This is a genomic window from Micromonospora sp. R311, assembly GCF_056780015.1.
The window spans coordinates 37,607-59,153 of record NZ_JBSWCE010000037.1 but is presented as its reverse complement, the minus strand read 5'-3'; the positions used below and the strand labels follow the sequence as shown (position 1 = coordinate 59,153).

Annotated in this window: 15 protein-coding genes, 1 tRNA gene and 1 pseudogene; 10 read left to right on the top strand and 7 right to left on the bottom strand. The window is 73.6% G+C overall.

What is annotated here, in order from left to right; all coding sequences use genetic code 11:
- Positions 1 to 147: 147 nt before the first annotated feature.
- The 6 genes from AC1WTP_RS27215 to AC1WTP_RS27190 all read right to left on the bottom strand — a co-directional run bounded on the left by AC1WTP_RS27215 (position 148) and on the right by AC1WTP_RS27190 (position 9,654).
- Positions 148 to 1,431: an MFS transporter gene (locus AC1WTP_RS27215; protein WP_481652095.1), complete on the bottom strand. Its 1,284-nt coding sequence runs from the start codon at positions 1,429 to 1,431 to the stop codon at positions 148 to 150.
- A 63-nt stretch (positions 1,432 to 1,494) separates the two neighbouring features.
- Positions 1,495 to 3,972, bottom strand: a complete 2,478-nt coding sequence (locus AC1WTP_RS27210; RefSeq protein ID WP_481652094.1) for a transglutaminase TgpA family protein — start codon at positions 3,970 to 3,972, stop codon at positions 1,495 to 1,497.
- Positions 3,948 to 5,102, bottom strand: a complete 1,155-nt coding sequence (locus AC1WTP_RS27205) for a DUF58 domain-containing protein (protein ID WP_481652093.1) — start codon at positions 5,100 to 5,102, stop codon at positions 3,948 to 3,950. Before AC1WTP_RS27205 ends, AC1WTP_RS27210 begins: the two co-directional genes overlap by 25 nt.
- A 13-nt stretch (positions 5,103 to 5,115) precedes the next feature.
- Positions 5,116 to 6,111 carry an AAA family ATPase gene (locus tag AC1WTP_RS27200; protein ID WP_481652092.1) on the bottom strand — a complete coding sequence of 332 codons (996 nt, stop codon included), beginning with the start codon at positions 6,109 to 6,111 and terminating at the stop codon, positions 5,116 to 5,118.
- 28 nt (positions 6,112 to 6,139) lie between these two features.
- Positions 6,140 to 8,773 (bottom strand): fibronectin type III domain-containing protein, encoded by a 2,634-nt coding sequence (locus AC1WTP_RS27195; protein WP_481652091.1) that lies wholly within the window; start codon positions 8,771 to 8,773, stop codon positions 6,140 to 6,142.
- Positions 8,774 to 8,925: 152 nt separating this feature from the next.
- Positions 8,926 to 9,654: a fibronectin type III domain-containing protein gene (locus tag AC1WTP_RS27190; RefSeq protein WP_481652106.1), complete on the bottom strand. Its 729-nt coding sequence runs from the start codon at positions 9,652 to 9,654 to the stop codon at positions 8,926 to 8,928.
- Positions 9,655 to 11,539: 1,885 nt separating this feature from the next.
- On the opposite strand from AC1WTP_RS27190, the gene AC1WTP_RS27185 reads away from it, so the two are divergent.
- Entirely contained in the window at positions 11,540 to 11,824 is a 285-nt protein-coding gene (locus tag AC1WTP_RS27185) for a hypothetical protein (protein ID WP_481652108.1), read from the top strand.
- 263 nt (positions 11,825 to 12,087) lie between these two features.
- Here AC1WTP_RS27185 and AC1WTP_RS27180 read toward each other — a convergent pair.
- Positions 12,088 to 12,261: pseudogene (locus AC1WTP_RS27180) on the bottom strand (tetratricopeptide repeat protein); the annotation flags it as partial.
- 231 nt (positions 12,262 to 12,492) lie between these two features.
- On the opposite strand from AC1WTP_RS27180, the gene AC1WTP_RS27175 reads away from it, so the two are divergent.
- From AC1WTP_RS27175 to AC1WTP_RS27135, 9 genes are all read left to right on the top strand, one after another.
- Positions 12,493 to 12,579 (top strand) — tRNA-Leu (locus tag AC1WTP_RS27175).
- A 490-nt stretch (positions 12,580 to 13,069) separates the two neighbouring features.
- Positions 13,070 to 14,590 carry a non-reducing end alpha-L-arabinofuranosidase family hydrolase gene (locus tag AC1WTP_RS27170; protein WP_481652090.1) on the top strand — a complete coding sequence of 507 codons (1,521 nt, stop codon included), beginning with the start codon at positions 13,070 to 13,072 and terminating at the stop codon, positions 14,588 to 14,590.
- Positions 14,591 to 15,122: 532 nt separating this feature from the next.
- Positions 15,123 to 16,112 carry a LacI family DNA-binding transcriptional regulator gene (locus AC1WTP_RS27165; protein WP_481652105.1) on the top strand — a complete coding sequence of 330 codons (990 nt, stop codon included), beginning with the start codon at positions 15,123 to 15,125 and terminating at the stop codon, positions 16,110 to 16,112.
- A gap of 771 nt (positions 16,113 to 16,883) precedes the next feature.
- On the top strand, positions 16,884 to 17,084 hold the full coding sequence (locus AC1WTP_RS27160) for a hypothetical protein (RefSeq protein WP_481652107.1): 201 nt from the start codon (positions 16,884 to 16,886) through the stop codon (positions 17,082 to 17,084).
- A gap of 326 nt (positions 17,085 to 17,410) precedes the next feature.
- On the top strand, positions 17,411 to 18,112 hold the full coding sequence (locus AC1WTP_RS27155; protein ID WP_481652089.1) for a DUF2637 domain-containing protein: 702 nt from the start codon (positions 17,411 to 17,413) through the stop codon (positions 18,110 to 18,112).
- A gap of 820 nt (positions 18,113 to 18,932) precedes the next feature.
- Positions 18,933 to 20,123: a sensor histidine kinase gene (locus tag AC1WTP_RS27150; RefSeq protein ID WP_481652088.1), complete on the top strand. Its 1,191-nt coding sequence runs from the start codon at positions 18,933 to 18,935 to the stop codon at positions 20,121 to 20,123.
- Positions 20,120 to 20,584: a roadblock/LC7 domain-containing protein gene (locus AC1WTP_RS27145; RefSeq protein ID WP_481652087.1), complete on the top strand. Its 465-nt coding sequence runs from the start codon at positions 20,120 to 20,122 to the stop codon at positions 20,582 to 20,584. Before AC1WTP_RS27150 ends, AC1WTP_RS27145 begins: the two co-directional genes overlap by 4 nt.
- A gap of 24 nt (positions 20,585 to 20,608) precedes the next feature.
- Positions 20,609 to 20,953 carry a DUF742 domain-containing protein gene (locus AC1WTP_RS27140; RefSeq protein WP_481652086.1) on the top strand — a complete coding sequence of 115 codons (345 nt, stop codon included), beginning with the start codon at positions 20,609 to 20,611 and terminating at the stop codon, positions 20,951 to 20,953.
- Positions 20,931 to 21,536, top strand: a complete 606-nt coding sequence (locus AC1WTP_RS27135; RefSeq protein ID WP_481652085.1) for a GTP-binding protein — start codon at positions 20,931 to 20,933, stop codon at positions 21,534 to 21,536. Before AC1WTP_RS27140 ends, AC1WTP_RS27135 begins: the two co-directional genes overlap by 23 nt.
- Positions 21,537 to 21,547: the final 11 nt, after the last annotated feature.

The window sequence follows — 21,547 nt, the reverse complement described above, 5'->3', positions numbered from 1 at the left end:
CGGATCTGCTGCTGCCAGTTTGCCGGGACCCGCTCCACCGGCGCGGGAAATCCCTGGTCCTGGCGGTGGCTGGTCGGCTCTGCGTGACAACAAGATCCGCCCAGCGCGCGGCACCTGCCGCATCCGCGGCATCGAGCGTGCCGGGTGTCAGGCGGCTTCGCCGGACACGGCCGGCGCGAGGTTCGACCGGTGGACGGCCGGCTCCGAGCCGGCCCGGCGGATCGGCGTGAACAGCCCGCTGATCGCGACCAGCAGGCACCCCGCGCCCGCGACCAGGGCGACCGCGCTGACGCCGTACCGGCCGGCGGCCCAGGTCAGCACCGCGGCGCCGGCCGGCCCGAGGGAGTAGTGCGTGCTCCAGAACGCCGACGTGACCCGGCCGAGCAAATGGTCCGGGGTGATCTCCTGGCGCAGCGACATCGAGCAGATCCCGCCCACGCTGACGCCGCACAGGTACACCGCGGTCAGCACGGTGACCGCCGCGACGTTCCCGGCGATCCCGATGCCCGCGATGGCCAGGCCGCAGGTCGAGAGCGCGCCCACCCAGGTGACACCGAAGCCGCGCCGGCGGCGCAGCGGCGCCACCAGCAGCGCGCCGGCGATCGTGCCCAGCGCCGCCAGCCCGAGCACCGTGCCCACCGTGCGGTCGGAGCCGCCGAGGTCGTGCTTGACGTGGTAGACGAGCACGTCGGTGAAGCCGTAGGTCAGGAAGATGAAGACGGACAGCAGCACGGTCAGCGAGCGGAGCACGGGCTGACGCCAGAGGAACCGCGCACCGGCCAGGAACTCGGCCAGCGGCTTCTCCCGGACCACCGGCTCGGCGGAACCCTCGACGGGCCGCCGGAGCCGGACCAGCCAGAGGCCGGCGGCCGACAGCGCGAAGCTGGCCGCGTTGATCGCGATGGCCGCGGTGGGGCCGAATTGGGCGGACACCACGCCGGCGAGCAGCGGCCCGGCCACGGCCGCCAGCGCGTACGTCGCCTGCAGACGCCCGTTGGCCTCGGTGATCCGGTCGCGGTCGACGAGGTTGCGCACCGCGGTCACCGCGGCGACCTGGAACACCATCCCGGCCGCTTCGCAGATCGGCAGCACGACGAAGAGCAGCCAGACCTGCGGGCCGGCGAGCCAGGCCAGCGGGATCAGGCTGTAGAGCACCAGCCGGGCCAGGTCGGCGGCGATCATCAGGGTGCGCCGGTCGTACCGGTCGACCAGGACGCCGCCGAAGACCCCCGCGCCGACGGACGCGGCGCCGGCCACCGCCGTGAGCAGGCCCATCTGGGCGACCGACCCGGTCGCGTGCAGCACCAGCAACGGCACCGCCAGGTAGGCGAACGCGTCGCCGGCGGCGGAGAGCGACTGCGCGATCCAGTACGTGCCGAAGTTGCGGTCGTGCCACAGCGGAGGCCGGACCGGACCGACGCGGGTGCTCATGCCGGCGAGGGTAGTGCCCGGCCGCCGGACGATCGGGCCCGGCCACGAACGGCGGTCACCACGTCATTCCGACCGGCGGCGCAGGGGACCGGGGTGGACGGACCAGAGGAGCCGGCGCCACCAGGGGCGGGCGGCTCGGAGCGCGGCGACGTAGTCGCCGGCCACCGCGGCCGCCCGGTCGGCCTGCTCTCCGGTGGCGGTACCGGGGGCGAAGGCGACCTGGTTGAGCAGGTCGGCCAACTCGTCCACCTGCCCGACCCGCGGCTCCACCCGGGTGCCCGCCGTCCCGGCCGGTCCGCCGCCGGTCCCGCCCTCGGCGGTGTCCGCGACAGCGCCCGCCGGGACACCCGCCCGTCGGGCGGCCGCGTCGGCGAGGGCGCGGCGGGCGCGGGCGGCCACCTCGGTGGCGGCCAGGTCACCGCCGACCGGATGCCCGGCCAGCCGCAGCGCGTCGGTCAGCTCCCGCCAGGCGCCGGCGATGCGCTGGCCGGGGTCGCCCCGCTGAAGCCGGGCCCGGGTCAGCGCCCGCCGCATCGACAGCAGGGTGAGCAGCAGCGCGAGGAGCAGCAGCACGGCACCGCCGGCCCCGCCGCCGACCAGCACCGGCGTCGGTACGCCACCGTCCTGCACCGGTGGGCCCGGCGCGGCCTCCGGTGCCGGCTCGGCGGTCGGTTCCAGGGTCGGCTCCGGCGCCTCCGACGGTGGTGGGTCGTCCGGCGTCGGGCGGAAGTCCTCCTCGACCGGCCGGGGTTCCTGGTCGGGGCGGGGCAGCGGGTGGAAGGGCACCCAGCCCAGCCCCTCGAAGAGCACCTCCGGCCAGGCGTACGCGTCGGCGGCGTGCACCGGACCGTCGCCGGTGGACTCGAAGCCGACGACCACCCGGGTGGGCAGCCCGGTCAGCCGGCCCAGTACCGCGAACGCCGCGGCGAACTGCTCGGACGTGCCGCGCTGCCCGCCACCGTTGCGCGGTCCGAAGAGGAAGAAGTTCACATTCGGGTACGCGTGCCCGCTGGGTGCGTCCGCCACCAGCCGGTAGTGCTCGGCGAGGAACTGTTCCACGGCGGCGGCGCGGGCGTACGGCGCGCCGTTCTCCTCGGCCAGTTGGGTGGCGAGGCGGCGCATCGGCTCGGGCACCCCGTCGGCGACCCGCAGCACCCGGGCCACCTGGTCGCCGGCCGGCACGTTCGCGGTGGCGAGCAGGTTCAGGTCGGGCTCCTCCCGCTGCGAGGTCACCGTGTAGCGCAGCCCCGGGCTGAGCCCCTCCGGCCGGATCAGCGTCCCGGTCGCCGGGTCGTACGCCACCCGCGCCCCGGTGACCTCGCGCGGGGTGGCGACGGCGGGCAGCAGTCGCCCGGTCAGGTCGGCGACGGTGATCTCCTGCCGTACCGTCTCGACGGTGCTGTCGGGGGCCGGCGCCGCCGCCGGCAGGATGCGGCCCGCGTTGCGGTAGGTCGCGCCGACCCGCCAGGTGACCCCGTCGTAGTCGCTGAGCACGGCCAGCCGGATCCGCAGCGGGCTCTCGCCGGTGGGCGTGCCGGGTGCGCTGCCCGCCGGATCCCCGGTCGGCGCGGCTTCCGGCGCGGCCGGCCGGTCGGTGCGCACGTCGAGCAGCTTCTGCTCCGGGTTCAGCGCCCAGCCGGAGATGCGGATCAGCGGGTTCTCGTCCAGCGTCTCCACCTGCGGCGGTTCCACGTAGCGGCGCGGGTCCACCGGCCGGTCCTCGACCCGGGCGGCGACCAGCGGGCCGACCAGCGCGGCGAGCCCGACCACGACCGCCACCCCGGCGGCGGACGCGGCGGCCAGCCGGGCCCGGACGGCGGTGCGGACCGCCGGCGCGAGCCCGGCCGCCGGGTCCGCGCCGGCCGGGGTGCCGTGCGCCGAGACGGCGAGGCCGAGCACCGCGGCGGCCACCAGCGCCAGCGTCGGCCGGATCGCCGGGTCGGCGTTCGGCCCGACCACGTAGAGCGCGCCCGCGTAGAGCAGCAGGGGCGGCAGGTAACCGAGCAGCACCCGACCGGCCCGCAACGCCACCTCCGCGCCGGCGAGCCCGGCCAACCAGGCGGCGACCAGCGGCACCAGCACGGTGTCCGGGGTCGGCTCGACCGGGATCATCGCGGTCAGCAGCCGGGGGATGCCGTTGCGGGCGGCGTCCGCCGCCACCTCGACGAACCCGCCGGGCAGCTCGGCCCGCGTTGCGGTGAGCCGCAGCGACCAGGCCGTCCAGCCGGCCATCGCCAGCACCGAGAGCGGCGCGACCAGCCACGACGGCAGCCGGCGGGCCGCGACGCTGACCAGCACCGACCCGACGGCGGCGCCGAGCACCAGCGCGGTCAGCAGCCCTCCGGCGTAGACCCGGCCGAGCACCACGCCGGCCAGCCCGATCATCGTGACCAGGGCCAGCGGCACCGGCACCGCCCGCAGCAGCCGGCCGGCGCGGGCCGCCGCACGCCCGTCCGGGCCCGGGGGCCGCGCCGGCCCGCCGGTGGTCGCATCGGCCGCGGGTGGGCCGGTCACGGTCACCACCGGCGCACCCCGTCCCAATCGGCGGCGAACGCGGCCCCGTCGGCCGCGTCCACGACCACCAGGCCGGCCGCGCCCGGCGGCGTCGCCTCCGCCGCCCCGAAGACCCCCACCACCACCGAGGGGTACGCGCCGTGCAGCGCGCCGACGTGCCCCAGGTCGTCCCGGCCGCCGGGGCCGGTGAGGAAGACCAGCGTGTCGCCGAGCCGGTCCTGCCGCAGCCGGTTCGTGGCGGCGCGCAGCGCGTCGTCGGCGGTGGCCAGCTGCGCCGCGGCGAGCCGGTCCAGCGGCCCGCCGCCGGCGGATCCGCCGGTGTGCGACTCCGGGGCGACGAGGAGCAGCACCACCGGCAGGTCCTCCCGGAACGCGGCGGTCACGATCGACGCCGCCGCCTCGCAGCCGGACTCGAAGCTCTCGGCCACCCCGTCGGCCCGGTCGGGATGGGCGGTGGCCCGGTTGTCCAGCAGCACCACGAGCCGGGGCAGGCTGGTGTCCACGTTCTCCCGGACCATCAGCTCGCCCACCCGGGCGCTGGTGCGCCAGTGCACCCGGCGCAGCTCGTCGCCGACCACGTACTCCCGCAGCGAGTCGAAGGTGATCGAGCCGTGCGGCACCGCGTCCACCCGGCCGTCCAGGCTGCGCCCGGCCCCGGTGGGCACCGCGTTCAGCGGGTGGATCCGCGGGTGCACCCAGACCGGGACGGTCCCGCCGTACGGGCGGGCCACCGACACCAGCCCGAGCGGGTCGCGCCGGGTCACCCGCAGCGGCCCGACCGGCACCACGCCCCGGCGGCTGGTGGGCACGTCGTAGTGGACAGTGGTGTCCCGGCCGGGTCGCAGCCGCAGCAGCGGCACCGGCACCGCGTGGTCCCCGCACCGGTCCTCGGCCACCAGGCTCGCCGCCCGCAGCCGGCCGGTGTTGCGGACGGTCACCGTCATGCTCGCCGGCTCGCCCCGAGCCACCCGGTCCGGGTCGGCGCTGCGCTCCACCTCCAGGCGGGGCCGCCAGGCCGCGGTCAGCACGGCGTAGCCGACCGCGCCGCCGGCCGCCGCGCCCAGCAGGGTCAACTCCGGGTACGCGAAGCGGAAGCCCGCCCCGAGCAGCACGACGGCGGCGACGAGCAGCCCGACCCCGCGGGCGGTGATCCCCACGCCGACCTGCCGGTCAGCCCTGCACCGGCGCCGGCTGGCCGGACGGCAGCGGCACCGGCACCGAGGCGACCGCCTGGCGCAGCACCTCGGCCGCGGTCACCCCGCGCACCTGCGCGTCCGGGCTGAGCAGCAGCCGGTGCGCGAAGACCGGCTCGGCCAGCGCCTTGAGGTCCTCCGGCATGATCCAACCCCGCCCGTCGATCAGCGCGTACGCGCAGGCGGCCCGGGTCAGCGCGATCACGCCCCGGGGACTGACCCCGACCCGCACCTGCGGGTGGGTACGGGTGGCGGCGGCCAGCCGGACCGCGTACGCGTAGAGCGGCTCGGCGATGTGCACCCGGCGGGCCATCCGGACCATCTCCCCGACGGTGGCCGTGTCGGTGACCGCGGTGAGCGCCTCGGGGGAGCGGACCGTGGCCCCGCGCAGCACCTCGACCTCCACCGCCTCGTCGGGGTAGCCGACGGAGAGCTTCACCAGGAAGCGGTCCAGCTGGGCCTCCGGCAGCCGGTAGGTGCCGTCCATCTCGACCGGGTTCTGGGTGGCCACCACCAGGAACGGCTGCGGCACCGGGTGCCGGACACCGTCGACGGTGACGGTGCGCTCCTCCATCACCTCCAGCAGCGCGGACTGGGTCTTCGGCGAGGCCCGGTTGATCTCGTCGGCGATGACGATGTTGGCGAACACCGGGCCCGGGTGGAACTCGAAGCCCCGGGTGGCCTGGTTGAAGATGGTCACCCCGGACACGTCCGAGGGGAGCAGGTCCGGGGTGAACTGGATCCGCCGCCACTGCCCCTTGACCGTCGCGGCGATGGCCCGGGCCAGGGTGGTCTTGCCGACGCCGGGCACGTCCTCGAGCAGCACGTGTCCCTGGGCGAAGAGCGCGGTCAGCGCCAGCCGGACCACCTGCGGCTTGCCCAGCACGACCGAGTTGACGTTCTCGGCCAGCCGGGCGGCGAGGGCGGCGAAGCCCTGCACCTCCGGCTGGGTGAGCGGCTCGTGGGTGTTCACGGTCGGTGGTGCTCCTTGCCTGGGTGGGTCAGCAGGTGGGCAGGACGTTGATGGCGTCGCCGCCCTCCAGGTTGAGCCAGGCCCAGGGGATGTAGTTCTTTCCCTTGTACTCGACCTGCACCCACCAGGTGCTGCGCTTGTGGTTGTTGTAGATGTAGGCGTACACCTCTTCGCCCTGCTTCTTGCAGAACGCCTTGAGCCGCGTGCCGTTGGCTACCCATCCGGCCTGCCGGTCGTTGTCCTGCCGGGTGACCTCGAAGATCTCGTTGCCGTTGCGCTCGCCGGGGATCTCTCGGCTGCAGTAGCTCGCCTCGGCTCCCGACGAGCCGTTGCGGCAGGTGGCGATCCCGTACAGGGCGTCGGTGGTCTGCGCGCGGGTGGCGGTGCCCTTGCCGGCCGCGTTGCTCGCGGTCACCGTGAAGGTGTACGCCGTGCCCGGGGTCAGGCCGCTCATCGTGATGCTGGAGCAGGCGCCGGTCTTCGCCGGCTCGCCGGGCGCGCTCAGCGAGCAGGACGCCTGGCCGCCGCCGGCGTCCACGGTGAACGTCACCGTCGCCGCGGTGGCGGTCGCCGACGAGCCGGTCACGGTGACCCGCGGCTCGGCCACCGTCCGCGCGGTGGCGGTCGCCTCCGGGCCGGGGCCGGCCTCGTTGACCGCCTTCACCTTGACCGTGACGTTCTGCCCGTTGCCGAGGCCGCTCACCGTCGTCCCGGTGTCGGTCACCTCGCTGCGGCGCCCGCCGACGTCGACCAGGTACTTCGTCACCGGCCGGCCGTTCGCCTCGGCCGGCGACCACTGCACCGCGATCGTGCCCGGCCGGTCGGCGACCGTGGTGGCCCGCAACCCGACCGGCTGCCCCGGCGCCGCGTACGGCACCACGGTGTTGCTCACCGGCGACGCCGCCGACCCGGCGCCCCTGTCGTTGACCGCCACCACGGTGAACGCGTACTGCGTGCCGTACTCCAGCTCACCGGCCGGCACCACCAGCTCGGTCCGGCGCGACTCGCCGGCCGGGGCGTTGGCGCCCGCCGAGGTGGCCGTCACCACGTACTTCGCGATGGTGTTGCCCTGCGCGTTCGCCGCCGGCCAGCGCACCAGCACCGTGCCGTCCGGCCGCTCCTGGGCGGTGACACCGGCCGGCGGATCCGGCACCGCCGCGGTCGGGGTGACCGGGTTGCTGGTCCGCGCCGGACCGGCGCCCTTGGCGTTCACCGCGTGCACCGAGAACCGGTACGTCTCGCCGTTGGTCAGGCCCTTGATCTCCACGGCCCGCTGGTTGGCGCCCACCTCGTGCCGCTGGCCGGCGCCCTCCACCACGTACCGGATGATCTGCGCGCCGTTGGCCGCGGCCGGCCGCCAGCTCACCCGGGCCTGCGCGTTGCCGGCGGCGGCGGTGACGCTGCGCGGCGCGCTCGGCTTGCCCACCTTGGGCTTCTTCGGCGGGGGCGGCGGCGGGGGAGCCGGCGGCGGGTCGCCGCCGAGCACGTCGTTGGCGTACTTGTCGACCTCGCGGACCTGGTGCTTGTCGTTGACCACCCCGGCGGTCGCCGAGTCGGGGGCGTTGATGAACAGGTGGTTCTCGCGGACCTCCAGCTCCAGCGGGCCGGTCGCCCTCCCCCGGATGGTGTCGACCAGCTGGCCGCCGGCGTCGAACGCGTAGACCGTGCCGGTCGCCTCGTCGGCGCAGTAGAACCGGCCGGCCCAGGCCACCGCCGGGCTGAGCCGGTCACCGGTGCCGGGCACGGTGAACGCCTTCACCTCGCCACCGGCGCCCACCGCGTGCACCTTCCGCTCGTCGGCCACGGTCACCGGCACGACCGGGCCACTGGTACGCGCCGGCAGCGCGCCGGGGGCGGTCATCGTCAGCGGGAACGTCCGGACCTCGCCGCGCTGCACCCGGACCAGCGAGCCCGCCGTCCGGTCGAGCACCGCCACGCCGTCGTCCAGGGTGGACACGACCAGCTCGTGGCTGGCCTCCGCGACGTCGTACGTCTCCACCTGCTTGGGGCTCAGCCCGGCGCCGGCCGGTGCGGCCGAGGCGGGCGCGGACGGCAGCGTCGCGGCGGTGATCGCCGAGACGGTGCCCTCGCTCGGCACCGCGATCCAGAGCCGGCCCTCGCCGTCGAACGATCCGCCGGTGATGCCCGGCGGGTAGCGCACCGGCTCGCCGACCGGGGCCAGCGAGCGCGGGTCGAGCTGGCGGACCACGCCCTGCACCGCGTCGACGACGAACGCCGCGTCCTCGTGCAACGCGACGCTCACGCCCAGCCCGGGGGTGGTGCGGGTGGTCGCGGTGATCTGCAGGGTGGCCAGGTCCAGCGAGCTGACCGTGCCGGTGTTCAGGTCGCGCAGGATCAGCAGCCGGTCGGTCTGGGTGACCTGCATCGGGTGCCGGCGGGTGCCGGGGACCTCCACCCGGGTGTCCACCCGGGCGGTGACCCCGTTGACCCGGGCCATCTCGCCGCGCGCGGCGCTCCACAGCCAGGAACTCGCGTCGTAGCTGGCCACCGCGTTGTCGGCGGCGCCCAGGCCGAGCACGGTCAGCCCCATGGCGGCGAGCAGCGCGGCCACCATCGCGATCGTGACCAGCCCGCCCCGGAAACGCGAGCGGGGACGGGTCGCGTCGGTCCCGGCGGGCACGGCGTCGTCGATGGTGGCCACAGCCCGGTGCCTCCCCTGTCGTCCTGGCAGGTGGCGCGCCTGTCGGCGACCCCTCCCCTGAGCCGGGTGCCATCATATGGCCCGGTCGAGGGCGGGGGAACCCGCACCGTCCCGCTGTGGACACCCAGCGTGCTCGTGGGCCCTGTGGACGGTCAGCCCGGCGACGGGCCGCCCTCCCGGTCCGTGCAGACCTGCCCGGAGGTGGCGAACGAGTCGGTGGAGTAGACCGCCAGCACGGTGAAGCAGTAGTCCACCCGGGAGTTCAACCCGTTGACCGTGTAGCTGGTCTGCCCGGGGTCCACCCTGGCCATCACGCCCAGCGACTGCCCGACCCGGCCGCCGGCCACCATGAACGGCGCGGCACCGCCGGTCGGGTCCGTCCAGGTCAGGGTGATGGTGGCCGAGTTGTCGCGCAGCTTCAGGTCGGTCGGCGGCGGGCCGGTCGCGGTTGCCGCGGTCGGCGTCGGCGAGGCCGGACCGGCCGGTGGCGCCGCGTCCCGGCCGAGCACCAGCGCGCCCACCCCGGCGACCGCCGCCACTGCCAGCACCGCGGCGACCACCGCGACGATCACCGCCGTCCGGCTGCGTCCGCCCGGCTCCGGCTCCTCAAGGGGGTACCCGGGCAGCTGGGTCGACGGGTACGCCTGCTGGTGCGGGTACGCCGACACCGGCGACGCGGCCGTGCCGGCAGGGTCGTGCGACGGTGCCGGTTCCGGTGCCGGCTCGAGCCGCGGCTGGTCCAGGTCGAGGTCCACGTAGGCCGGTTCGTCCTCGTCGTCCTCGTCGTCGTCCGTCGGCTCGTCCGCCTCTGGCTCCGGATCCGCGACCGGAGCGGCCAGTGGCTGCGGCGGCGCCATGCTGCCCCACGGCGGGGCGGTCATCCCCCACGGTGGCACCGGCGGTGCGCTGACCGGCGGTGGCGCAACGGGCGGCCCGCTCACCGGATGCGCAGGCCCGGGCGGTGCGCTGACCGGCTGCGGCGGGACCGGATGCGCCGGGGACGGCGGCCCGCTGACCGGTGGCGGCGCCAGCGGCGCGCCACTGACCGGGTACCGGGGCGCCGGCGGCGCGCTGACCGGCTGCGGTGGGGGCGCCGGGTACGCCGGGTGCGGTGGCCGGCTGACCGGGGGTGCCGGCGGCGGGACGACCGGGTGCGCCTGCGGCGGGAGGACCGGCTGTCCCAGCCCGGGGGGCGCGCTGATCGGCGGTCCGCTGACCGGGTGCGGGTGGACCGGTGGCGCGCTGACTGGGGGAGCCGGAGGCGTGCTCACCGGTGGCGGGATTGCCGGCGCGGCCGGCGGCGCGCTGATCGGCGGTCCGCTGACCGGGTGCGGGTGCGCCGGGGGTGCGCTGACCGGCGGTGCCGTGGGTGGGCTCACCGTTGGCGAGCCGACCGGCGCGGTGGGCGGCGCGCTGACCGGACGGGCGGGCGGCGCGGTGACCGGACGGGCGGGCGGCGTACTGACCGGACGGGCGGGCGGCGTACTGATCGGGTGGGCGGGTGGCGCACTGATCGGGTGGGCGGGCGGTGCGCTGACGGGGGCCGCCGAGGCCGCGGTCACCGGCGGGGCCGACGGCGGTGGGTTGACCGGTCGTGCGGGCGGGGCGCTCGGCGTCGGCGGCCGGGGCGCCGCGGGTGGCGTGGCGACCCGGGCCACCTCCTCGGCCAGCAGCGGTCCGATCTGCTGGACCTGCACGGTCGGCTTGTCCCACCCCGGTGCGGGGATCGGGGGCGGTTCCGGCAGTTGCCGTGGCGGGGCGGGCGGAGCAGGCTCCTCGGCGGTCCGCTGCCGTGGCGGCCGGACCGGCTCGGGCCGGGCGGTGACGACCGGCGAACCGGCCGGGGCCGGCGCGCCGGCCGTCGCGGGCGGCACCGAGACCGGCCGGACCGGTTCGGTGGACTGCGGGATGGCAGGCGGCGTCGGAACCGGCGGTGCCGCACTGGTGAAGTGCGGCGTCACGGGTGGTGCCGGAACCGGTGCTGCCGGAGCGGTGGACCGCGGTGCGGCGGGCGGTGCCGAGACCTGTCGAGCCTGGTCCGCGGGTGGCGGTGCGGCGGCCGGCCGGGCCGGACCGGTGGACTGCTGTGCCGGGACCTGCGGGGCGGTGAGCGGTCGGGCCGGGACCTGCCGGGCGGCGTCGGTGGGCGGTTGCGCCGGAGCCCACGGCGACTGTCGCGGGGCCGGCACGGCCGGGCCGTCGGAGCGCTGCGGAGGGGCGGGCGGCGGCGGAAGCTGCTGCCGCCCGGCCCCGCCGGCCGTCATCGGCGCGGTGGTGCCCGCGCTGACCGGCTGGGGTGGGACGGGTGGAGCCGGGGGTGCGGGGATGCGCGGCGGCGGCGGGACGGGCGGGGCCGGCGGTGCGGTCCGCGGTACGGGAGCCGCGGCGGTGCGCGCCGGCGGGGGAGGCGTCCGCGGTGCTGGCGGGGTCGGCGGCGGAGGGGGGACCGGCGGCGCGGCGGTGGCGCGTGCCGGCGGGATCGCCGCCGCAGCGGGGGTAGCCGGCAACGGCGGCGGAGGCGGTACGGGTGGGTTCGGCGGAACCGGTGCCGCCGTGCCGCCGGTCCGGCCGGTCAAAGGCGTCGGCGGGGCCGGCGGTGGGCCCGGCGGAGCCGGCGGCGCCGGGCGGGACAAGTGGGGCGCCGGCGGGGGTGTGAGGTGGGCCGGTGCCGACTGCGCGCCGGCGTGGTGGTGCATCGGCGGCGCGGGCGGGGCCGGGCGCGGCGGAGTCGGGATAGCCGGGCCGGCGGCGGGCGGTGCCGGGGGAATGGCGGCGAGGGGCGGAAGCGGGACGACCGGGGCGGAGGGCGCCGCCGGCGGGGGCGGCGCGACCGTGGCGCGGGGCGGGACCGGAGGCGGAGGGGGCACCGGCGGCAGCGGGGCGGACGCCGGGTGCGCGGCGGGCGCCTGCGGCGGGCGGGCGGCGGCCGTCGAGCCGCCGTACGGCTGGTCGGTGGCGGGAATGGTGGTCAGCGACACGGTCGGCTCGGTGAGCGCCGGGCCGGGCCGGCCACCCGGGCCGGTCTGGCCGGCGGCGGGAGCGGTCGGCTGAGGAGCGGGAGCGGCGTCGCCGAGGTACTGCCGGGCGGTGCGTACGGCCGGGTGGTCGGCACCGAGCACGGCGGGCCCGGCGGTGGCGATGCGGAGGTAGTTACGACGGGCTTCGTGCCGATTTCCCAGTTCGTCCGCTACCCCGGCCAGCTCGAACGACAGCGCCAGCATCAGCGGCTCGGCGTGCGACCAGCGGCGCTCGCCCGCGGCGAACGCCTCCTCGAGCACCCGGCGGGCGGCGCCCGGGTCGTCCGCCTCCCGGTGCAGCCGGGCCAGCAGGTGCGCCGTGTTGATCACGTCCGGGTGGTCTTCGCCGTGCGCCGGCCGGGCGGACCCGATGGCGTCGGTGAGCATCCGGCGGGCGGCGGTGAGATCGCCCGCGGCGCGCAACGCGAGGGCCCTCTGCTGGACGACGGCCAGGGAAGCGGGATGGGACACGTGGCCATGCTGCCGGTAGACGGCGGCCGGACGCTACCCGGGCGCGTGGGCCAGCCCTTGCCGGTGTCCGCGGATGCCGGCTGAGCTGGGCGCGGAGGACGCCGACCGGAGGGGCGTGAGCCGATGTGCATGATCCACCCCGGCCGTGTACAGTAACTCCCCGTGCGGCCCGCCGGGCGGCCGAACGGGTGACGGGTTCACCCCGGCCGGCGCGGTAGGCTGGACATGCAAGTCCGGGTGGCGGAATGGCAGACGCGCTAGCTTGAGGTGCTAGTGCCCGTATAGGGCGTGGGGGTTCAAGTCCCCCCTCGGACACCAGTTCTGGTGGAGTTCCGCCGATCATGAGCGGGCTCAACTCCGCATCGATGCGCACACGGCATACCTGCTGTAACAAGTGATCGTGGGCGCCGGCGAGCTGCACGTCGCTGCACCGCCATCATCTGGCTTCCATGATCGACAGGACGGGCCCTAGCTGCGCCGGGGCGGCACCGTCGTGGTCACCGCCCGGTCGTCTCGCAGGAACGGACACCTGATCGACCTGCCGTCCGCGGGGCCGAGATCGGCTGGCGGACATCGAAGGTTACGACTTGACGAGAGACATGTTATCGCTCACAGTCGATGGCTAAGGATGACGACGCCTGTGGCTTACCGGGTCAAGCCCGCTTCGTCGACCTCGAATTACCGTGTGCGCCGGGGCACGCAGACATCTTGTTAACGCTGACAGTTGCTGATGCGTGTACCCGGCCACGCGTCGCGGTTCGCTCATCTTCGGGTAGGTCGTTCGGCTCTTGGTCATTGGAGGAGGATCATGTCTGCCCTGGGTAGGTCTCCATCGCTCGCGCCGCCGCCGCGGCGGCGTGGGTGGTTGCTACAGGTCGTCGCCGCTGGCGTGGCGACGGTGGTGGCCGGTGTCGCCGCCGCGGCGGTGGTGTCGACACCCGCCGCAGCGGCGACGGTCGACACGAGCGCGTGGTATGTGTTGATCAACCGCAACAGTGGCAAGGCCCTGGACGTGTACAACCTGGCCACCAACGACGGTGCGCGGATCACGCAGTGGACGCGCAACAACGGCAACCAGCAGCAGTGGCAGTTCGTGGATTCCGGCGGTGGCTACTACCGGTTGAAGTCCCGGCACTCCGGCAAGGTGTTGGATGTCTACAACTTCTCGACCGCCAACGGTGCCAGCATCGTGCAGTGGAGCGACGGCAACGGAACCAACCAGCAGTTCCGGTTGGCCGACTCCGACGGCGGCTACGTACGGTTGATCAACCGGAACAGCAACAAGGTGGTGGAGGTGCAGGGAGCATCGACCGCCGACGGTGGGAACATCGTGCAGTACGACGACTGGAACGGCAGCAACCAGCAGTGGCAACTCGTCCGCGTCGACGGCGGGGGCAATCCCACCACGCCGCCTCCGGGCACGTGCGCTCTGCCGTCGACGTACCGCTGGACCTCCACGGGCTCCCTGGCGAACCCGAAGCCGGGGTGGGTTTCGCTCAAGGACTTCACCTACGCCCCCTACAACGGCCGGCATCTCGTCTACGCCACGACCCACGACACCGGGACGAGGTGGGGTTCGATGAACTTCGGCCTCTTCACGAACTGGTCCGACATGGCTTCGGCCAGCCAGAACGCCATGTCGTTCTCCACTGTCGCGCCCTCGTTGTTCTACTTCGCGCCGAGGAACATCTGGGTGCTCGCCTACCAGTGGGGTGGGACCGCCTTCTCCTACCGGACGTCGAGCGACCCCACCAACCCGAATGGCTGGTCGTCGGAGCAGGTGCTCTTCTCCGGAAGCATCTCCGGCTCCCCCACGGGACCCATCGATCAGGCGCTCATCGGTGACAGCACGAACATGTACCTGTTCTTCGCCGGGGACAACGGCAAGATCTACCGGGCCAGCATGCCCATCGGGAACTTCCCGGGCAGTTTCGGCTCGACCTCGACCGTGATCATGAGCGACACCACGAACAATCTGTTCGAAGCCGTTCAGGTCTACAAGCTCCAGGGCCAGAACCGCTACCTCATGCTCGTCGAGGCCATCGGCTCGCAGGGCCGCTACTTCCGCTCGTTCACGGCCACCAGCCTGGGGGGTTCGTGGACACCACAGGCCGCGACCGAGAGCAATCCCTTCGCGGGCAAGGCCAACAGTGGCGCCACCTGGACCAACGACATCAGCCACGGCGAACTGATCCGCGGCAACGCCGACCAGACCATGACGGTGGATCCCTGCAACCTGCAGTTGCTGTACCAGGGACGCGCCCCCAACTCCGGCGGCGACTACGGACTCCTGCCGTACCGGCCGGGTCTGCTGACACTTCAGCGGTGATGAGAGACCCCTGGGAGTCGCGAGCAACGGTGTTGCCGAACCGGTAGACGTTGTCGGGGCGGGCTTGGTGCAAGGCCGGGCCCGCCCCGTGCCGCGTAAGCGAGGTCGGGATCCAGGAGGGACAGGCTGCGTCAGCAAGCATGGGGCGTCCCCGTCGGGGCAGGGATCGGCCCTCACCGCACAACGGATCGTCGAGTCCTCGACCGTAGATGCGGGTCGCGGGAGCAGCGACATTGCTCTGCGACCTGGTCGCCTGCGGCGGGCAACGGTGGTCGTCCGTCCGCGTTGACGGGCCAGGGACGCGAACGGCCAACGCGTCGGCATCTCGGCACGCAACGGGGAGCGGCGGCTCGGCTGCGTCACGGCCAACGGCGCAACCGACGTAGACTGTCGATGATCCAGCATTGCCACCCGGCAGACGCCGACGTGCGGCCACGAGAGCGAGTTCCGCCTCCAGGCCGCTCAGGTCGACGTCGACGGGCCGTAGTCGCCATTGTCAGGAGAGAGTGAGGTGGCCGTGCGCAGTCCCGCGATGATGGACGTTGCTCGCCTTGCTGGCGTCTCCCACCAGACAGTGTCGCGGGTGCTCAACGGACATCCCAACGTGCGCGAGCATACTCGACTGCGGGTCCAGGCGGCGATCGCGGAGCTGGGTTACCGGCCCAATCGTGCCGCTCGCGCGCTGGTCACCGGCAGGTCGCAGGTGATCGGCGTGGTCGCGCAGAACACCACCCTCTACGGTCCGGCGTCACTGCTGGCCGCCCTCGACGAGGCGGCCACCGAGGCGGGTTTCGCGGTCAGCATCGGCAGCGTGAGCAACCTGGACCACCGGTCTATCTCCGCGGCGGTGGAGCGGCACCTGGCGCACCCGGTCGCCGGGGTCGTGGTGATCGCGCCGGTCGAGTCGGCGGGGGAGGCCCTCGAACGGCTGCCCCGGGACGTTCCGCTGGTGACCGTCGACGGCGATCCGCGGCGACCGATTCCCCTGGTGACGGTCGACCAGGTCGCTGGCGCCCGAGCGGCCACCCAGCACCTCCTCGACGCCGGGCACTCGACAGTCTGGCATGTGTCCGGCCCCCCGGGCTGGTTCGACAGCGCCGGCCGCATCGAAGGGTGGCAGGAGGCGCTGGCGTCGGCGGGCGCGGAGCTGCCGCCTCTGATTCAGGCGGACTGGTCGTCAGCAGCTGGGTACCGCTGCGGGCAGATGCTGGCTCGGATGCCGGAAGTAACCGCAGTCTTCACCGCCAACGACCACTTGGCGCTCGGCGTCCTGCGGGCGCTGCACGAGCACGGTCGCCGAGTGCCGGACGACGTCAGCGTGGTGGGCTTCGACGACGTGCCGGAGGCGGCGTATTTCATTCCGCCGCTGACCACCGTACGGCCCGACTTCGCTGCCGTCGCCCGGGTGAGTCTCGACATGCTGCTGACCCAGATCGAGACGGACATCGTCGGCCCGCTGCGGCAGACCATCGCACCGACCCTGGTAGCCCGGCACAGCGTCGGGGCACCACAGCGCCGCTGATCCGCCCGATCGGCTGCGGCTCCGCCAGGCTGCGGCCGCCCCTATCTGCTGCCGTGTGGTAAGGGCGCCGCGTGTCATGCTGTCGTCGTTCCTTCCAGCGATCAGTCCGGGCCAGGGTTGTCCGATGCGCCATGCGGTCAAGGGGACGACTCGGAGTGACGGTCTGGGGACTTGGCCCGATGGCGGGCCGCCACCGGCAACGCTCCGACCGCCTTCTGCATGGTGACCTCTTTGGCGGCACGAAGAGGTCACCAGGGCAGCTAAACCTGCGCGAGATTCAGAGTCGTGTTGAGCGTCATCGGCGGTGGGGCGACGGATCGTATCGCCCCTCGAACACGAGCCAGGACAGCGGCGCAGCAAATCGGCTGACGCGGCTACCGGGGCGTGAGTTGTCGTTCGCCACAAACGAAGATCATGGATTCGTGGCCGATGTCGCCCCGGAGTTGTACTCCATGTACGTGGTCGAGTCGAGGCCCTGACCCCGTGCCTGTGGCCCGGCGAGGGTCTGTCAACGAACGGTGTAACTCGGGTTGTTGACGACTACTTTCGGTCTGCGGACAGGCGTCCTTGGGAAGGCGATGTCGAAGGCGTTCAGGGCTGGCTTCCAGCGCATGGTCCACCGCCGGCGGCCCTGCCCGGGGTCGGCAGGAGGCCCTCGACGCCGCCGTCGCCCTCGCCGAGGAGCTCACCGATCAACCCTCCGAGCAGCTGGCCGTCCTGGAGGCGGCGATCGCCCAGCACCCCTACGCCGAAGGCCTGTATCAGGCCGCCATGCGCGCCCGCGCTGAGCTCGGCGACCCCGACGGCGTACGCGCTCTGCGCCGAGCGGTGACCCGCCGGCTCGCCGACATCGATGCTGAACCCAGCGACGACACCCTCACCCTGGCAGACCGCCTCATAGCCGACCTACGCCGCTCCGACGGCCACCGGCGCGCCCATCGCCTCCTTGACGAGGACGGAGCGGCCACGTGAACACGATCGGCGGCTCGGCGCTGCGGGATGGCTCCGCCTGGCCGCCGCCCCTGCCGTCGGCGCTGTGGCATTGGCCGACACGGGTGCACAGCTGCGGCGGCTGCGGTGGGCCGTGCGCGCCACGCTCACCCTCGGCGTCGCCGCGTCGGTGGCCGCGAACGTCCTCCACGCTCGACCGAACCCGATCAGACAGATCATCGCCGCGTGGCCGCCACTGGCGCTGCTCCTCACCGTCGAGCTGATCTCCCGCGTCCCCCACCACCGCCGCTCCCTGGGAGTTATCCGGATCGCCCGCGACCGCGGTCATCGCTGCCATTGCCGCCTGGGTGTCCTACTGGCATCTCGTCGGGGTCGCCGCCCGCTACGGCGAGACCGAAGCCGGCGCCGCCTACCTGCTGCCCATCTCCGTTGACGGCCTCGTCATCGTTGCCAGCGTCAGCCTCGTCGAGCTCACCGCGAGGATCCGCGCCGCCGACACCCAACAGCAACTCGCCCCGCAGGCCGCGACGACGTCCCGCGCCGATGCGCCGGCCGCACAAGCGGCACAGCCACCCGCTGCACCCATCGGGGCAGCCGCTGCACGACGCAGGCAGGCCGACCGGGACGATGGCACGGCCGATCACACCCGCCAGAAGGCTACGGCTCGGCCTGCGCCCCGCCACGGACGTGGCACTACGGACCGCCGGCCTGATGCCGAGGACAATCGCGGTCGCGACCAGCTATCGGACGAGCCGCTCAGCGACCCAGCGATGCGGCGGGGCGACATTTTGGAAACGCCTGACGTCCATGCTGACGAACCGAATCCGGCAGATGGCAGGACACGCGCTGATGGTGCGGTCCCGTCGGAGACGGCCGCCGCAGTCGCCTACTGGTACCGACGCGATCCTGGACTGCACCCCGCGGAGATCGCCGCGAAGATAGGCCGCTCGGAACGCACGGTACGCCGATACTGGCCGCCGTGCCCGGCCACCTCTCCGGATGCCATCGCTGACCGTGCCGCCGATCTCGCCGACAGCCTCCGTCGGTAGGCCTGCCCGGCGCGGTTTCTTCCCGCGCCCTCGCAGCTCATGGATGGGGCAACAGATCCGCTGTTACATCTGAGGCACCACGACCGATCTAGAGATGAAGCATCGTCGCATCGTGAGGAGAGGTCTCATGTCGATCGCCCGGTTACTCGTCGCCACCGCGGTGGAGCAAGTGGTTTGACGGCGCCGCTGGCGATCGCGCTGAAACTCCCGGGACGGGGGCGGCACGCAGGCCTCGCCGGCAGAAGGCGCAGAGCCCGCCGGGACGATGCGCATCCCCGCCGCCGTCAGCCATCCTGGCCCCTCCGTAACGGCACCGTGACCCTCGACGCCTGTGCCTTTGGGGGCCGGGGTGCGCGGCCTCCGCGGCGGGCGGGACCCCGACCCCCGGGTCCCGCCCGCTTTGGATCGAATAGCAGACGATGCCGCACAAGGAGTAGCCATGGCGTAGCCAGAAGGGACTCCCATCGCCGCAGCCACCATCGCGCCGTCGCAGATTGCCTCGAGTTCACCATCGCGCTGAGGTCGCGAAGTTGATTCCTGCGCCACTCGTGATCGCTGGTGCTCCCGCGGTGCTGCGAGACCCTGCGGCACAAGGCCGGCCTGGCCCGCACGGCTCAAGCACCTGGCGATTCCACCCGGGAACAAATGGGAAAATATCTCTCACTCAGGGTCCGAAGCGTTGCGATCGGTGGAAGACGGTGGTTGACTGCTCCACCGTGTCAGAACGCACCATAGTTGATAGGTCGGGAACTTCGTGAAACAGCACCCAGTGCCCACACCGCGTTCGGTTAATCACCGTCGAGCGACGTGGCGGCAGCGGGTGGCCCGCTGGTTGGACCCGACGGTCGCGCAATGGGCGGTCGCCAGGGAGGAGGTACCGGCGCCACCGCCCCCGCCGCCTCCGGGGCGCGAGAGCCCGTGGCCGGCCATCTGCGAGCAGTTCGCGCTGCGCATCCTGGCCTCCGCGTACCAGATGGGCAGCCACCTTGAGGCCGTCGAGGCCGACGAGCAGGATCCGGAGCGGCTCGAGCGGCTCTATCGCATCGATCACGCGAACACCCGCATCCGCCGCCATGCCGAGAACCTGCAGGTCCTGTTGGGCCGGCGGGTCGAGGACGCCGACCGGCAGACGGTCGCGTTGGTGGACGTGATCCGGGCCGCTACCTCGGCCACGGAGTACTTCCCGCGCGTTCGCCTCGGACATGTGGTGGACCTGGGAATCGTGGAGTTCGCGGCCGACGATGTGATCCGGGTGCTGACCGAGCTGCTGGACAACGCCACCCGCTTCTCACCACCCACCTCGACGGTGATCGTCTCCGCGTTCATCACCGAGGACGGCAGCGTCCTGCTTCGTGTCGAGGATGCCGGCGTCGGCATCAAGCCGGACCAGCTCCTGGCGCTGAACGCCATGCTGGCCGGCACCGCATCCCCACAGGCCGCGGGCAACCCCGCAGCGCACCTGGGTCTCGTCGTCGTCTCGCACCTAGCGCGCGCCCACCAGTTGCGGGTCACCCTCACCAACCGGCCCTCGGGGGGCACCACCGCGACCGTGCTCGTCCCCGCGCCACTGCTGTGCGAGATGGCGCCCGTAGTCCAGCCGGGACCCGCCGCGCCCCCCGGAACGCAGCGTCCGGCGCGGGTCGCCAACCGGCCTCCCATCCCGTCCGGACCCGGTGGCGGAAGTGCGAACGCGCCCGTGCCCCGCGGAAGCGCGCCGGCCGCAACGTCGCGCCTGACGCTCGTCCACGGCCAGCAGACCGGTGAGGGCTACCGGGCCGAGGCGCGGCCTCCGGCTGCCGGCACCGGCAGCCTCCCTCGCCGCGTTCCGGAGAGCGTACGCGCGGACGGCCGCCCGGGTGGCGGGAACCGGCCGCAACAGCCGCCATCAGCACCGCAGCATCCGTCCTCCTCCGACCGCGACGCATGGCCGGATGAGACAGCGGCCTTCGAGGCCGGCATCGCCGCGGCACACGCACCATCGACCGGGCAACCCGAAGGACAACTGCCATGACTCACCCGAACAGCGGTAACGGCGGACTCGCAGCGGCAGCCGCGGGGCATCAGGACTTCGCCTGGCTGGTGCGCCAGTTCGCCGACGACGTGCCCGGCATCACCCACGCGCTGCTCGTGTCGCTCGACGGCCTGCAGCTCGCCGCCTCCCGCGGGGTTTCCCGCGACCTGGGCGACCAGCTCGCCGCGCTGACCGCGGGACTGCTCAGCATGGCCGACCGCAGCGCGGACCTGCTTGACCTTGGCGCGTCGGAGTATCTGACGGTTCGGCTGCCCCGCGGACATCTGATGTTCATGCGAGTCGGCGAATCAGCGGGGCTGACCGTGGTCGCCGCCGCCGGCTGTGACCTGCGGGTCGTCTCGTACCAGATGGCGCAGTTCGTCGGCGCCGTCGGGCACGTGCTCACTCCCGAGGTCCGCCACGAGCTGCACCGCCTCACCACCAGCCAGCCGCCCCGCTGAGTGACCAAAGCCAAGGGAGCCAACGTGCCCACCACGTACTGGAAGGTGCGGCCCTACGTCCTGACCGGCGGCCGCACACGTACCCGGCAGCATCTGCTGGTGCACACCCTGGTGTCCGTGCCGTACTACGACGCCGTCTTCGCCTCGGGTCTGCTGCCCGAGGCGCGCTCACTGTACGAGCAGGCCAGGCAGACCAGGTCCGTTGCCGAACTGTCGGCGGTATGCGGCATGTCGCTCGGCGTGACCCGAGTGGTGGTGGACGACCTCGCCGCCACCGACCGACTGCAGATCCACCTCGGCCACTACACCTCCCCGTTCGACCTTCACCTCCTGGAGAGACTGCGCGATGGCCTCCGCCAGCTTGCCTGACAGCCCTCTGCTGACCTCGGCGAAGATCGTCATCGCCGGCGGGTTCGGCGTCGGCAAGACCACCTGCGTCCAGTCCATCTCGGAGATTCCCCCGATCAACACCGAGGCGTGGATGACGGCCGCGAGCGAAACCGTGGACCGGCTGGACCCCGGAATCGACAAGACGACCACCACCGTTGCGATGGACTTCGGACGGCGGACGATCGGCTCGGACCTTGTGCTGTACCTGTTCGGCACACCCGGTCAGCCCCGATTCTGGCCGATGTGGGACGACCTGTGCCGGGGCGCGGTCGGGGCGCTGGTCCTGGCCGACACCCGGAACCTGGAGGCGTCGTTCCCCGCGATCAACTACTTCGAGCAGGACAGCGACGTGCCCTTCGTGGCCTGCGTCAACCTCTTCGACGGCGTGCTGACCCACCCCCTGGAGGACGTCCGCTCCGCCCTCACGCTCTCCGCCGAGGTCCCGCTGATCACCTGCGACGCCCGCGACCCCTCGTCGGTCGCCCGCGCACTGCTGGCCGTCGTCGAACACACCATGACACGCACCGCCGGCTCGGTCCCGGGCGCGCTCGCGGCCCGGTAGCACAACCATGG